Source organism: Azospirillum sp. B2RO_4 (assembly GCF_051124815.1).
Taxonomy (GTDB): domain Bacteria; phylum Pseudomonadota; class Alphaproteobacteria; order Azospirillales; family Azospirillaceae; genus Azospirillum.
Genome location: NZ_CP118487.1, coordinates 726831 through 741733, shown reverse-complemented (window position 1 = coordinate 741733; position 14903 = coordinate 726831). Strand labels below are relative to the sequence as shown.

The window sequence follows — 14903 nt, the reverse complement described above, 5'->3', positions numbered from 1 at the left end:
GCGATCTCTCCGCTGGTCCCGTGCGGCTTGATGGGGTCGAAGTGGCTGAACCCATAATCCACAAGCCTGCCGCCCTGTTCCACACCGCCGGCGCAAACGTCGCCGTTCTGCCGAAAGATTCCCGTGACCGGGGCGGATTGGGCCGGCGAATGTCGCCGTTCTGCCAGTTTTGCCGGCCAAGGACGGTGGGTGGCGATCGCAGGTCGGCAAGCCGGCTCGCCACGGCCGTGAGACGGGGCCAACGTCTGCGTTCTGCCGTGCCGGAGGGGGGCGGGGGTAGGGGATTGGGAGGCAAGTAACTGTTTTCATTTGGTTATTGCGGACCATCTCCCCTGCTGTGACGGCTGAATGCCCCCTTGGACGGCCTTTGACTGGCAGAACGGCGACGTTCGGACGATCCGCCGGAGGCCCGATTCCCGCCCGATTCTCCGCCGATTCCATCCCGGGGAGGGTGGGGGAGGGGAGGGATCCGCTCCATCATTCGGCAGAACGGCGACGTTCGACGGCGCGATCCGGCCGTCGCACGCTGCCGATGTCCAAGAATCTTTCGGCACAACGGCGACGTTTGGACCCGAATCTTTCGGCACAACAGCGACACTTGCCGGCGGGCGGCGATGGCGACTCCAGCCCAAGTGGTTGATTCCTCCACGAGAATCCCGCCGGATGTCCGCGAAATGCCGCCGGTGGGCGATTTTTCCAAGACCGTGGACAGATGCGCGACGGCACGTACACATTTCAAAAAACGGGCGAAAACCGCCCTTACGCCATCGACATGCGCCCTTGCCAGATGCTGGCCGGCGCCACGGGTGCTTGCATCCGTGCTTTCTGAAGGAACGAGCAGCATGAGGTAACGGACAACCGACCTCCGCAAACACAAAAGGCCCGGATTGCTCCGGGCCCTTCGTGTCGGACGGAGGAGACCGAGGGAAACCCGGGCACCCCACATCTGGCGGTTTGGCGACTCCATGATGGCAGGGCAGGCCCGCAAAGCCAAGCGGATTCAGAGCGAGTCCGTTGACGCCGTCCCCTTGTCTCCGCCCGTCCACGGATCGACCGACAGACGGGTGATGCAATGAAGCCATACATCGACATGTACAGGCGCTGGATTGCCGTGCCCGGCATCCAGGCCGCCGACATCGCGGTGTTGTCCGCGCTCTACGCCCATGCCGACCGCGACGGTGTCTGCACCGCCACGCAAGGAGAGCTGGCCGAGGAGCTGGGACAAAGCCGCGCCTGGTTCAACGCCGTGCTGAAGGGCCTGCAGGAGAAGGCGTCGCAGGACGCTCCTTCGGACTCTGCGGCTGCGCTGGTCTGCGCCAAGCCGCGGCGGGGACTGCGCGGTTTCGCCTATCAGCTGGCGGGGATGGAGGGCTTTACCGCCGGCATGTCCTGTCAGCCGGCTGACAGCAGCGGTTCGCCGGCCGGCATTTCCTTGGAATCCCAGAATCCTGAATCCTCCTCCTCTCCCTCTGGCGGGGGGATGGATCGGCGGGATGAGGCTTTGCCGGCGGATTGGCGGCCGGATGCCGCCGATCTGGCCTGGGCGGCACTGGAGCGGCCGGAGGTCGATGCCGGCCGGGTGACCGCCAAGTTCGTCTCCTGGTGCCGCAAGGCGCACCGCCGCAACGGCTACCGCCCGCCGGATCCGGGAGCGGCCTGGCGCCGCTGGATCGCCCGCGAGCTGGTGGCGCCGGCCGAACCGATCGCCGAACGGCCAATCGCCGCACCCGTCCAGCCCTCCGCCCCTCAGTCCCGCCGGGAGCCCCGCCATGACCGCCGCTCAACTTCCTTGCGTGCCGGACCTGTCGCCGATGCCGCCGGCCGCAACCGCGAAACCCTCGCAGCCCTGCGCCTTCGCCTCGCTGGCCAGGCTTGAGGCGGCGGATCTGCGGTTCGAGACGCAGGATCTGTCGCCGGCCGAGATCGGCGCGCTCGCCGACCGGGTGGAGCAGGCCATCGGCGCACTGACCCCGCCAATCGGCATCGAGAATGTGCTGATCGGGCTGGAGAAGCTGGCCGAGCGCTTCGCGCTGGAACTGCCGGACGCCGACCTCCTGGAGGCCGACGTGCGGGCGATGGCGGCGTGGCCGGCCGACCGCTGGATGGCGGCCTTCGAGGCGGTGTGGGCGGGGTTCCGCAGCGGCTGGAGCCGCTTTCCGACGCTGGGCGACTTCCGCGAGGCGCTGGGCGCCCTGCCGCCGGCGGCGGAAAGCCGCGCCGCCGACGATCTGCGGCGATTGGCCGGCCGGCTGCGCCAGGAACAGCAGTTGCGCGCCCGCACTGAAGAGCAGCGCCGCCGCACCCGCGCCCGCGAAGCGGCCCTGGCCGAGCAACATCGCCAACTGGCGCTTGTTCCGCCGCCGGGCGACCCGCATTATCCGCCGGACCACCAGAGAGTGCCGACAGCGGATGAAACCGAACCATCGCCCGACGGGCACCGCCGACGCACAGGCGCTGCTGACCCGTGCAGTCACCCATCACCAGAACGGGCAGCTGGCCGAGGCGGCGACGCTCTACGAGCAGGTGCTGAAGCGGCTGCCGAAGCAGGCGGACGCCTTGCACCTGTCTGGCCTGATCAAGGCGCAGACCGGCGCGCCGGCGGAGGGGATCGAGCGGATCCGGCAGGCGGTGAAGGCAGATCCGAACCAGCCGGTCTTCCATGTCAATCTCGGCCGGCTGCTGGAGGCGGCGGAGCGGTTGGAGGAGGCGGCGACGGCCTTCCGCAATGCGGCCCGTCTGGCGCCGCTCGACCCGACGCCGGCGCGGATGGAAGCGGCGGTGCGAACGCGGCAGGGCCGGCAGGAGCCGGCGGCGCAGGCGCTGCTGCGGGCGATGGCGCTGGAACCGGCCGACGCCGGCAGCGCCGCGGATCTGGGCGACGCGCTGTACGATTGCGGGCGCTTCCTGCCGGCCGCCAACTGGTATGGGCGGGCGGCGAGGCTGGAGCCGCATCGGGTGCTGGCCGCCTTCAACCGGGGAGCGGCGCTGCGCGACGCCGGCCGGCCGGATCTGGCGGAAGCGGCCTTCCGCGCGCTGACCGGGCTGGCGCCGCAGATGGTGGAACCGCTGGAGCAATGCCTGCAGATCCGGCAGCAGTCCGGCGATGGGGCGGGAGCCATTGCGGCGGCGCGCCGGCTGCTGGCGCTGGATCCGGGGCGGCCGGCGGCGGTGCGGAGCCTGGGGGGCTCGGCAAGCGATCCGGTTTGGCTGGCGCGGCTGGTGAGGATGGAGCCGTTGGCCGAGGAGCCGGTGCTGGCGCTGGCCGGGCGGCTCTATGGCCGGCGGACCGCGGAGGCGGAGCGGGCTTACCGCCATGCGCTGGCGTTGGCGCCGGCCTCGGGGCTGGCGCTGTCGGGGCTTGGGCTGGTGCGGGCGACGCTGGGAATGCAAGGGGCGACGCGGTGGAGCCTGCGCGCGGTGCGGGTGGCCCCGGACGACGCGGCGCTGGCGGCCAATGCCGGATCCGCCTTCCAGCTGGCCCTGCAGCCGGAGGCGGCGCTGTCGTGGCACCGGCGGGCGCTGGCGTTGATGCCCGGCGACGCGGCGGCCTGGGTCAACATCGGCACACTCCTGCTGGATGCCAACGCGGCGGAGGAGGCGATCCCGCCGCTGGAGCGGGCGAGGCGGCTGGGCGATCCGGGACAATTGGCGCTCGCCAACTCCAACCTCGGCGTCGCGTGGATGGCGCTGGGGCTGCATGGCGAGGCGGTGGCGGCCTTCCGCGCCGCGCTGGACCGGGCGCCGGAGGATGCGGCGATCCGCTCCAACATGCTGTTCTGCCTGTGCTTCGACGATCGGGCCGATCCGGTGGGGGTCTTCCGCGAACATCGGGCCTTCGAGCGGCATCTGCCGGCGATCCCGGCGGTGCCGCACGTGGTGGAGAGCCGCGACCCGGAGCGGACCTTGCGCGTCGGCTACCTGTCGCCCGACTTCCAGCGCTATCCGGGGCCGGGCTACCATTTCCTGCTGCCGCTGATCGAGGGGCACGACCGTCGGGCGGTGGAGGTCACCTGCTACCACAACGACCGCAGCCGCGACGCGACGACGGAGCGTTTCCAGGCGGCGGCCGACCGCTGGCGCGACGTGGCGGCCCTGTCGGACGAGGACCTCGACCGCCGGATCCGGCAGGACGGCATCGACATCCTGGTCGATGCCGGCGGCCACATGTCGCGCAACCGCATGCCGCTGGTGGCGCGCCGCCCGGCGCCGCTGCAGGTCAGCCTGCCGCTCTATCCCAACACGACGGGGCTGAGCGCCGTCGATTACCAGATCGCCGATCCCCGCGTGGCGCCGCCGGGGGCGGACGCGCTGCATGCGGAGACGCTGATCCGGCTGCCGGGATGCGTGCTGTGCTACCGCCCGGCGGAGTCCGGCTTCGCGCCGCCGGACCGGCCGCCGCTGGAGCGCAACGGTCATGTCACCTTCGGGTCCTTCAACAACATCACCAAGGTGAACGCCGCCACCATCGCCCTGTGGGCGCGGCTGCTGGCTTTGGTGCCGACGGCACGGCTGGTGCTGAAATGGCGGGGCTTGGGCAGCGGCGGCGGCGCCGACCGGCGCCTGCTGGCGGCCTTCGCCCGGCACAGCATCGGGGCGGAGCGGCTGGAGCTGCGCGGTATCACCCCGGATCCCTACCAGGATTACCTCACCATCGACGTGGCGCTGGACCCCGTCTTCGCCAATGGCGGAACGACGATCTGCGACGCGCTGTGGATGGGCGTGCCGGTGCTGAACCAGAGCGGGCCGACCAAGATCGGCCGCTGGGGCGCGACCATGCTCGACGCCGTCGGGCTGGGGGAACTGGTGACGCGGGACGATGACGGCTATCTGGCGCAGGGCGTGCGGCTGGCGACCGACCGTGGCTTCCTCGATGCCCAGCGCCATGACTTGCGCGAGCGGATGCGGCGGTCGGCGCTGATGGACGAGCCCGGCTATACCCGCGCGGTGGAGGCCGGCTATCGCACCGCATGGCGCCGCTGGTGTGCCGGATTGCCGCCGGTGGCGTTCGATGTGGTGGAAGGGGAGGGGCGGGCATGAGCGTCTGCGATCTTGGCAGCGTCCGCAGCATCCTGGTCGTCAAGCTGGACGAGGCCGGCGACTTCGTGATGGCCACCCCCTTTCTGCGCGGCCTGCGCGCGGCAGCACCCCAGGCGCGCATCCTGCTTGCGGTGCGCGAGGCGGTGGCGGATCTGGCCCTGACCTGCCCCTGGGTCGATGGGGTGATCGCCCCTCGGCCGAAGGAGGGCGGCGGCATCGACTTCCGCGGCATCAGTCCCGGCGGATTGAAACTGTTCGCCGAGTGCTACCGCGCCGGCTTCGATCTGGCGCTGGTGCCGCGCTATGACTTCGACCGGCATGGCGCGACGACGCTCGCCGCCAACAGCCGGGCGCGGCTGGTCGCCGGTTTTTCCGAGCGGGTGACGCCGTGGAAGGCGGAGGGCAACCAGGGCTTCGACCGCGCCTATGGGCTGGCGCTGGACCCGCCGCCGGGGCGGCACGAGGTGGAGCAGAACGCCGCGCTGCTGGAAGCGCTGGGCGCGCGGCCGGATCTGGGCCCGCTGGAGCTGACGCTGACGGCGGAGGATCGCGAACAGGCGAGGCGGCTTCTTGGCGCTCCCGATGGGCGCCCGCTGATTGCGGTGGCGCCGGGGGCGGCCAGCCCGCGCCGGATGTATCCGGCCGACCGGTTGGCTGCGGTGGTGTCGGCCGTGGCCGCGACGCTGGATGCGCGGGTCGCCGTGCTGGGCACCGCGGATGAACGGCCGGCGGCCGGCGTGATCGCGGCGGCGCTGCCGGGGCGGACCATCGACCTGACCGGGTCCACGCCGCTGCGCGTCGCCGCCGCGGCGATGGCGGAAGCGGTGCTGGCGATCACCATGGATTCCGCCCCGGCCCATCTGGCGGCGGCGATGGCGGTGCCGGTGGCGGTGTTCTCCTGCCATCCCATCGGCGGCGATCCCAACCATTTCCACGCGCCGGAACGCTTCCGTCCCTGGACCGGCGGACAGGAGGGGAGGGCGCTGGTGCTGCGTCCAGAGGCGGCGGTGCCGCCCTGCACCGTGTCCTGTCTGGCGTCCGAGGCGCATTGCATTGCCGCCATCGAACCGGGTGAGGCTGCGCGGCGCGTCCTGGGTTTGGTGGGGAAGGGCGGCAACGGTTGAGTCAATTGACGCTTTATCGGCCGTCATTCCCGCGAAGGCGGGAATCCAGCCGTTTCAGTCGTTTCATTGCGGAGCTTCCTGGATCCCCGCCTTCGCGGGGATGACGCAAAGTACCTTTCATTCCAGAGGCTTTCCTGGGAAAGGGCCATAAAGGTTGAGTCTTTCGCCCGACTGCAAATCGTAAAAGTTGCTTTCGAAAAAGAAAGTGGGCGGATCCACGGGGTCGTGGATCCGCCCAAGGCGAGGAGACTGAATGCCGGTGCCCGAACGTGCCTGAAGAGGCACCGACGTTCCGGAGGCCCGGCTGCGCAGGACAGGGCAGCCGAACCGTCCGAACCGAGGGTCTCCTATCCCTGTGACACCGTTACCCCGCGATGAGGCCGCGCAGCTGCCGATTTGCGACAGCCAGCATGGCGAGGTCGACCGCCGGCTGGGCGCGCAGTTCGGCCAGAAGCTGTTCGACGCGATCCACCACCAGATTGCGGCTGGCGATCCAGGCATCGACCGCCGCGGACTCGTCGACGTCGCTTTCCAGAACGCGCACGGTGAGCGCGCTCTGGTGGGCGAACAGGTCGTCGACGATGGCGGCGACCGCCTGACGCTGCCAGTGGTTGTCGACCTTGGCGCCGGCGGCGCGGTCGCGCAGCCATTCCAGGCCGAAGCGGCGGCCCAGCCCGAAATAGACCGAGGCGACGCCTTCCACCGCGCGGCCGGTGCGTTCGGCGATGCGCACCAGATCGGGGGCGGCGGCCAGCACCGGCAGGGCGGCGATCCGGCCGGCCAGATCCTCCGGCACGCCCTGGGCGATGGCGTCGGCGATGCGGGCGGCGAGGCGGGAGGATTCCTCCTCGTCGAGGAAGCGGTCCAGACCGGCGGCCAGAGCCTCCACCCCCGGACGGAAGGCGGCGGATTCGCGGCCCAGGTCCAGCGGGTGCGGGCTGTGGGCCAGGAACCACGCCACCGTGCGGTCGAGCAGATGGACGGTCTCCAGCATCAGCGCCGTCTGCAGCGCCGCCGGAACGACGTTGTCTAGCGCGTCGATGGCGTCCCACAGCGGGCGCAGCTGGAACACGTCGCGGGCGATGGCATAGGCGCGGGCGACGTCCGCCGGGCCGAGACCGGTCTTTTCCACCATGTCGCGGACGAAGGTGGCGCCGACGCGGTTGACCAGGCTGTTGGTGACCGCCGATGCCACGATCTCGCGGCGTAGGCGGTGACGGAAGATCGCCTCGCGCTGGCCTTCGCGCAGCGGCTGCGGGAAGTAGCGCAGCAGGTCCTCGACCGTCGCCGGGTCGTCCGGCAGTTCCGACGCCAGCAGCTCGTCATAGAGCGTGATCTTGGCGTAGGCCAGCAGCACCGCCAGCTCCGGCCGGGTCAGGCCGCGCCGTTCGGCCATGCGCTGGGCCAGCTCCTCGTCGGTCGGCAGATACTCGATGGCGCGGTTCAGCCGGCCGCTGCGCTCCAGGTTGCGGATGAAGCGCGACTGCGCCTCCAGCAGGGCCGGGCCCTGTGCCTCGGCGATGGTCAGGGCCTGGGTCTGGCGGTAGTTGTCGGCCAGCACCAGCCCCGCCACCTCGTCGGTCATGGCGGCCAGCAGGGTGTCGCGCTGCTTCAGGGTCATGTCGCCCCGCGCCATGACGTCGCCCAGCAGGATCTTGATGTTCACCTCATGGTCGGAGGTGTCGACGCCCGCCGAGTTGTCGATGGCGTCGGTGTTCAGTTTGACGCCGGTCGCGGCGGCTTCGATGCGGCCGCGCTGGGTGACGCCCAGGTTGGCGCCCTCGCCGATCACCTTGGCGCGGATCTGGCCGCCATCGACGCGCAGCGCGTCGTTGGCCTTGTCGCCGGCCTCGGCATTCGTTTCGGCCGACGCCTTGATGTAGGTGCCGATGCCGCCGAACCACAGAAGATCGACCGGGGCGGTCAGCAGGCGGCGCATCAGCTCGGCCGGCGACAGGTGATCCTGATCGATGCCGAAGCAGGCGCGGACCTCCGGAGTCAGCTCCACCGTCTTGGCGCTGCGCTCGACGATCATGGCGCCCTTCGACAGCTTGGAGCGGTCGTAGTCGGCCCAGGAGGAGCGGGGCAGGGCGAACAGCCGGTTGCGCTCCTCCCAGCTGGTTGCAGCGTCGGGATCGGGGTCGAGGAAGATGTGGCGGTGGTCGAAGGCGGCCAGCAGGCGGATGTGGCGGGACAGCAGCATGCCGTTGCCGAACACGTCGCCCGACATGTCGCCGACGCCGACCACGGTGAAGTCGGTGGTCTGGATGTCGGTGCCCATCTCGCGGAAATGGCGCTTCACCGATTCCCAGGCGCCCCGCGCGGTGATGCCCATCACCTTGTGGTCGTAGCCGGCCGAACCGCCGGAGGCGAAGGCGTCGCCCAGCCAGAAGCCGTGGTCGATCGACACGCCGTTGGCGATGTCGGAGAAGGTGGCCGTGCCCTTGTCGGCGGCGACCACCAGATAGGGATCGTCGGCATCATGGCGCACCACGTCCTTCGGCGGCACGACGGAACCGTCGGCGGCGAGGTTGTCGGTGATGTCGAGCAGGCCGCGCATCAGCGTCTTGTAGCACTCGATGCCTTCGGCGAGCGCGGCCTCGCGGCCGGCGCTGACGGGCGGGGGCCGCTTGACGACGAAACCGCCCTTGGAGCCGACCGGGACGATGACGGTGTTCTTCACCATCTGCGCCTTCATCAGGCCCAGGATCTCGGTGCGGAAATCCTCGCGCCGGTCGGACCAGCGGATGCCGCCGCGGGCGACCTTGCCGCCGCGCAGATGGACGCCTTCCATGCGCGGGCTGAAGACGAAGACCTCCACCCACGGACGCGGCAGCGGCAGCTCCTCGATGGAGCCGCTGTCCAGCTTGAAGGACAGGTGCGGCTTCGGCGCGCCGTCGGGGGCGGTCTGATAGGCGTTGGTGCGCAGGGTGGCGCGGATCAGGTTGACGAAGCGGCGCAGGATGCGGTCGTCGTCCAGGTTGGTGACGGCGTCCAGCGCATCCTCGATCTGCTCCAGGATCGGCGCTTCGTCGGCAAGGTTCTTCGGGTCGAAGCGGGCGGCGAAGAGGCGGGCCAGCAGGCGGGCGGTCTGCGGATGGGCCGACAGCGTCGCCTCGATGGTGTCCTGGGCGTAGGCGAAGCGGGCCTGCTTCAGGTACTTGGCATAGGCGCGCAGCACCGTGACCTCGCGGCCGGTGAGCCCGGCGCGCAGGACCAGACGGTTGAAGCCGTCATCCTCCATCCGGCCGTCCCAGACGTCGGCGAAGGCATCCTGGAAGGTCTGCTTGACCTTGACGCAGTCGACCGGCAGGCCGTTCTGGGTGCGGGCGGCGAAGTCGTGGATCCAGACCGAGGGCGCGCCGCCCGCGGGGCGGACCTCATAGGGCTGCTCGGTGATGACCTTCAGGTCCATGTGCTCCAGCATCGGCAGCACGTCGGACAGCGGCACCGGCCGGCCCTGGTGGTAGATCTTGACGTGCAGTTCGTCGTTGTCGGCCTCCAGCGGGTGGAACAGCACGATGCCGAGGCGCTGTTCGGCCAGGACCCGCTCGATGCGGTCGATGTCGTGGACGGCGGTCTCGGCGGTGAAGGTCTCGCGGTAGCCGGCCGGGAAGGCGTCGGCGTAGCGGCGCAGGCGGGCGTTGCCGGTTTCCTCGCCCAGCGCCTCGACCAGCGCGTCGCGCAGCCGGTCGGCCCAGCTGCGGGAGACCTGGACCAGCCGGGATTCGATCTCGCTGATGTCGACGGCGGGGATCTTGCCCGGCTCCGTCTTCACCATCAGGTGCAGGCGGGCGAGCGCGCTGTCCGACAGCTGGGTGAAGTAGGAGGCGCAGGTGCCGTGGAAGGCGGTTTCCAGCACCGACTGGATCTTGCGGCGCAGCGCGGTGTCGTAGCGGTCGCGCGGCACGAAGACCAGGGCGGAGACGAAGCGTTCGAACGGGTCGCGGCGGACGAACAGGGCGAGCCGCTGGCGTTCCTGCAGGTGCAGGATGCCGACCGCCGTTTCGAACAGCTCGTCCGACGGGGTCTGGAACAGCTCGTCGCGCGGATAGGTCTCAAGGATGTTCAGCAGCGCCTTGCCGTCATGGCCCTGCGGGTCGAAGCCGGCGCGGGTCATGACGCGGGCGACCTTGCGGCGCAGGAACGGGATCTCGCGCGGGCTGCGGTTGTAGGCGACGGAGGTGAACAGACCGACCGCCAGCGTGACGCCGACCACCTTGCCCTGGTCGTCGAAGCGCTTGACCAGGATGGCGTCCAGCGGAACCGAGCGGTGCACGGTGGCGTGCCGGGTGCCCTTGGTCACCAGAAGCGCGCGCGGCTGGCGCAGGAAGGCGCGGATTTCCTCCGGCAGCACGGCGGCGTGGCCATGCTCGTCGAACACGGTGATCTCGGGGTTGCGCAGCACGCCCAGCCCGCTGCCGTCCACCAGCTCCAGCCAGGGCTCCTGCCCCTCGTCGCCGACGGTGGCGATGTAGAGGCGGCTGCCCAGCAGGGTCATGTTGCCGTCGTCGACCCAGGTCAGGAAGTCGGCGGCCTCCTTCGATTCCTCGGCGTCGGGGGCGTTGGCGATGTCGGTGCGGGCGCTGCGCACCCGCTCGCGCATCGGCGTCCAGTCCTCCACCGCGGCGCGGACGTCGGCCAGAACCCGCTCGATCCCCTCGCGCAGACGGGCCTGGGCGGCTGGGTCCGACAGCGGGTCGATCGAGCAGTGCATGAAGGATTCGTCGCGGGCGCCGTCCTTCTCTTCCCCCGGTTCGAGAAGCTCGACGATGCGGCCCTCGGCGTCGCGGACGACGCGGGTGACGGGATGGATGACGAGGTGGACGGTGACGCCCTGCCGGTTCAGCTCCGCCGTGACGGAATCGACCAGGAAGGGCATGTCGTCATTGACGATCTCCACCACCGAGCGTTCGGTCTGCCAGCCATGCTCGTCCAGCCGCGGGGCGTAGACCCGCACCTTGGGCAGGCCGGGCACGCGCTGCTGGCCCCACTGCCACATGGCGAGAGCGGCGCCGTAAAGCTGTTCCGGCGTACCGCGCAGCAGGTCGTCGGGGGGCACGTTGGCATAGAAGCGCTTCACGAAGCGCTCCGCCCGCGCGTTCGGAACCCGGCTGCGCACCAGCTCGGCCAGCTGTTGCCGCAAGTCGCCCGCCAGATCCTTCGTCGCCGTCCGCATGATGGTGGATGTCTCCTCTTGGGTTTTCATTGGTCGGGTTTTCTTTTGATTGGTAGTACCACCCCCCAAACGACTTTTCGACGGCAAATAAACGGCAGGATTTCTGACCAAGCGGCGATTTGCACCCCTTTCGGGGTATTTCTCCAAAGATTCGGACAATCCAGTGACATGTCCGCCAAATTTATCCATAGCGCGTTCACATCCCCGGCAAGAGCGATGCCGCGGCAAAGGCGCACAGCGCCGATCCGCCGCATCCGGCGGTGGTCGGATGATGGGCTCTGGCGTGGGAAGGCCGACTCGATTCGGCGGGATCGCTCTTTCACCGACAAATCGACGGAAAGCCGGGGAAGGGCGCGGAAATCGAGTCAGTATCGCTGACCTATCGGCGTTTCAGAACGCCGCCGGGGCGCTTCGCGCAAGGCTGCCGACGGAGCGGCGGGCATAGGTGGAAAGTTCGGCAAAATCCTGGCCGCAAGGCCGCATTGCGCCGTCCCGCCGCATCGGCCAAGCTGGTTCGGTGCGACGAGGCCAAAGGCAAGGGGGAGGACGGAGCATGGCCCAACGTGATCGCGGCCTTCTGGCCGGGGTGGACCGCCGGCTGCTGGTGGCGGCGTTGGCCCTGGCGCTGCTGACGCTGCTGGCGGTGCTGGACCATTACCGGCCGACGCCGGGATCGGCGCCGCCGGTTGAGTGGCGGCTGCCCACTGTCGAACTGCCGCGGACGGTGCCGATGGCGACGGCGCCCAGCCCGCGGCGGGACGAGTTGCTGGGCGCGGACTGAGCGGGTCAGCCGGTCGGCGGACTGTCGCTTCCCTCGCCCAGCGGGCGTTCCATCAGCACGCCGTCGAGCCAGCGGCCGAACTTGAAGCCCACCGCCGGCAGGATGCCGACATGCCGGAAGCCGCAGGCGCCGTGCAGGCCGATCGAGCCGTGGTTGGCGCTGTCGCCGATCGCCGCGATCATCCGGCGGTAGCCCGCCGCCTCGCACATCTCCAGCAGCGGGATCATCAGCGCCCGGCCGATGCCGCGCCGGCCCATGCCCTCGGCGACATAGACCGAGTTCTCCAGCGTGAAGCGGTAGGCGCTGCGCGTGCGGTACGGCCCGGCATAGGCGTAGCCGGCCAGCCGCCCCCCGCACTCCGCCACCAGATAGGGCAGGCCGCGGTTCAGGATGTCGGCGCGACGGCGGGCGATCTCCGCCTCGTCCGGCGGGACCTCCTCGAAGGAGGCGGTGCCGTGCAGGACGTGGTGGGCGTAGAGGGCGGTGATGGCGGGAATGTCGGCGTCGGTGGACGCCCGCACGGTTATGGCAGGCATTGGACTCAGCTCCGTTGAGGACGGTCGGCGGGAAGAAGAAGGGCGCAGACGGTCGCCAACCCGCCGCCGACGCCGAGAAGCGCGAAACCCCAGCCCCAGCCGGAACCGCCGGCGCCGCCGGCATGGTCGAGCACCAGCCCGACCGCCAGCGGGGCCGCACCGCCGGCACCGAAGCCGAGGATGGAGCGGACGGCGAGCGCCGCGCCCAGGCTGCCCGGCTCGACCGATTCCGTCATCGCCGTCGACAGCACCGGCGAATCGCCCAGCGCGGAAAAGCCGTAGAGCGCCGCCACCGCCAGCACCAGCGCCAGCGGCATCCCGTCCATCCAGCCGATGCTGAAGGAGCAGGCCGCGCCCAGCACACCCATCGCGATCAGCACCGCCCGGCGGCCCAGCCGGTCGGACGCGCGCCCCATCAGCAGCGAGGACAGGAAGCCGGAGATGTGGATGGCCGCGGCGATCCACAGGCCGCGAACTCCGGCGCCGCCGGAGCCGGCGAGGCTGGCGGTGAGGAAGGCGGGCAGCCACGCCCACATGCCCAGCAGTTCCCAGCAATGGGTGGTGTAGCCCACGGTCAGCAGCAGGGAGCGGCGGTCGGCCAGGAAGCGGAAGGCGCCGCGCAGCCGCCGCACTCCGCCGCCCGCCACCAGATTGGCGCGGCCGCGCAATCCCGCCGTGCCGAGCAGCGCCGCCAGCAGCGGCCCCAGTCCGCAGGCGATGAAGGCGGCCTCGTAGCCGAAGCGCTCCGACAGGCCGGCGGCGAGCGCGATGGAACCGAAATATCCCAGCGACCCCGCCGCCAGCAGCCAGCCCACCGCCGCGCCGCGCCGCGCCGCCGGCACGCCCTGCGCCACCAGCATGATGGAGGGGGCGTAGGTGCCGCCCTGGGTCAATCCCACCAGAGCGAACAGCAGCAGCCCGCTTTCCGCCGATCTGGCGAAGAAGGCGAAGGCGAGGCCGGTCAGCGCCGTCGCCCAGCCCGCCCACAGGAAGACGCGCTTGGCGCCCAGGCTGTCGGCGAACCAGGAGGACCCGACCAGCGACAGGGCGTAGCCGACGTTGAAGGCGGTCTGGATCGACCCGGCCTCCCCCGCCGACATGCCCCAGGCCTGCATCGCCGGCCCGAGCGCGCCGGCATAGACCATGAAGGACAGCGAGGTGGCGAAGCGGCTGGCGCACAGCAGCAGGAGCCAGATCGGGCGGGGGGCGGGAGTCGTGATGGCGGCGGTCGTCATGGCCACACCGTCGCGGAGGGTGGATAAAAAGGCAAATTTATTGAATTGATCGGAATCATAAGGAAGACTGCGGGTATGCGCGGCCTGAACCTCGACCAGCTCATCACCTTCGCCACCGTCGTCGAGCATGGCGGCTTCACCGAGGCGGCCGGCCGGCTCGGCCTGACCCAGCCGGCGGTCAGCATGCAGATCCGCAATCTGGAGGAGCGCTTCGGCGTGCGGCTGGTGGAGCGGGTGGGCAAGCGGGCCTTGCCGACCGCGGCCGGGCGCGACCTGCTGCCCTTCATCCGCCGCCTGCGCGAGGAGATGGAGGCGGCTGCGGTCGCCATGGGCCACCACCGCGCCGGGCAGGTCGGGCGCGTGCGCATCGGCACCGGTGCCACCGCCTGCATCTACCGGCTGCCGCCGATCCTGACGGCGCTGCGCAGCGCACATCCGGGGCTCGAGATCATCGTCGTCACCGGCAACACGCCGGACATCCTGGACGCGGTGGAGGGAGGCTCGCTCGATCTGGCGCTGGTCACGCTGCCGGCCGGCCGCCCCGGCCTGTCCATCGAACCGGTCTGTGCCGAGGAGCTGGTCTGCGTCGGTCCCAGCGATGGCGCCCAAAATCCCGCGGTGGGAGTGGCCCCGGCGGCGCTGGCCGACCAGACGCTGATCCTGTACGAGCGCGGCGGGACCATGCGCGCGGTGATCGACGGCTGGTTCATGGCCGGCGGCATCCAGCCGCGCCCGGCGATGGAACTGGGCAATGTGGAGGCGATCAAGAACCTCGTCGCCGCCGGGCTCGGCCGGTCGATCCTGCCGTCGGTCACCGTTGCCAATCCGCAGGATTGCGACCGTTTCGCAGTCCAACCTCTGACGCCGCCATTGATCCGCAAGTTAGGGTTGGTGTTGCGGCGTGACAAAGTGCTCGATGCGGGCGTAAGGGCGATGGTGAAGGCAATTACCGATATGCGGTAACATTATCGATAAAATCGCGCGTCCGGCCCTCTTCCGGAATATTTCCAT

8 protein-coding genes are annotated in these 14903 nt (G+C 70.2%); 5 read left to right on the top strand and 3 right to left on the bottom strand.

Features of this window, described 5'->3' with window-relative positions; genetic code table 11:
- Positions 1–1072 precede the first annotated feature (1072 nt).
- From PWS46_RS20870 to PWS46_RS20860, 3 genes are all read left to right on the top strand, one after another.
- Positions 1073–1876, top strand: a complete 804-nt coding sequence (locus tag PWS46_RS20870) for a MarR family transcriptional regulator (protein WP_434622630.1) — start codon at positions 1073–1075, stop codon at positions 1874–1876.
- A 533-nt stretch (positions 1877–2409) separates the two neighbouring features.
- On the top strand, positions 2410–5037 hold the full coding sequence (locus PWS46_RS20865; RefSeq protein ID WP_434622628.1) for a tetratricopeptide repeat protein: 2628 nt from the start codon (positions 2410–2412) through the stop codon (positions 5035–5037).
- Positions 5034–6161: a glycosyltransferase family 9 protein gene (locus PWS46_RS20860; protein ID WP_434622626.1), complete on the top strand. Its 1128-nt coding sequence runs from the start codon at positions 5034–5036 to the stop codon at positions 6159–6161. Before PWS46_RS20865 ends, PWS46_RS20860 begins: the two co-directional genes overlap by 4 nt.
- Before the next feature lie 364 nt (positions 6162–6525).
- On the opposite strand, the gene PWS46_RS20855 is transcribed toward PWS46_RS20860, so the two are convergent.
- Positions 6526–11340: an NAD-glutamate dehydrogenase gene (locus PWS46_RS20855; RefSeq protein ID WP_434623026.1), complete on the bottom strand. Its 4815-nt coding sequence runs from the start codon at positions 11338–11340 to the stop codon at positions 6526–6528.
- A 553-nt stretch (positions 11341–11893) separates the two neighbouring features.
- Here PWS46_RS20855 and PWS46_RS20850 point away from each other — a divergent pair.
- The gene (locus tag PWS46_RS20850) at positions 11894–12121 is read left to right on the top strand and encodes a hypothetical protein (RefSeq protein WP_434622624.1); all 228 of its coding nucleotides are present in this window, start codon (positions 11894–11896) and stop codon (positions 12119–12121) included.
- A 5-nt stretch (positions 12122–12126) separates the two neighbouring features.
- On the opposite strand, the gene PWS46_RS20845 is transcribed toward PWS46_RS20850, so the two are convergent.
- Both PWS46_RS20845 and PWS46_RS20840 read right to left on the bottom strand, forming a co-directional pair.
- Entirely contained in the window at positions 12127–12657 is a 531-nt protein-coding gene (locus PWS46_RS20845; protein WP_434622622.1) for a GNAT family N-acetyltransferase, read from the bottom strand.
- A 5-nt stretch (positions 12658–12662) separates the two neighbouring features.
- Positions 12663–13892 (bottom strand): MFS transporter, encoded by a 1230-nt coding sequence (locus PWS46_RS20840; RefSeq protein ID WP_434622620.1) that lies wholly within the window; start codon positions 13890–13892, stop codon positions 12663–12665.
- Between the two features lie 75 nt (positions 13893–13967).
- Here PWS46_RS20840 and PWS46_RS20835 point away from each other — a divergent pair, with 75 nt between their 5' ends.
- Positions 13968–14855, top strand: coding sequence for a LysR family transcriptional regulator (locus tag PWS46_RS20835; protein WP_434622618.1), 888 nt, complete (start codon positions 13968–13970; stop codon positions 14853–14855).
- The last annotated feature ends 48 nt before the right edge of the window (positions 14856–14903 follow it).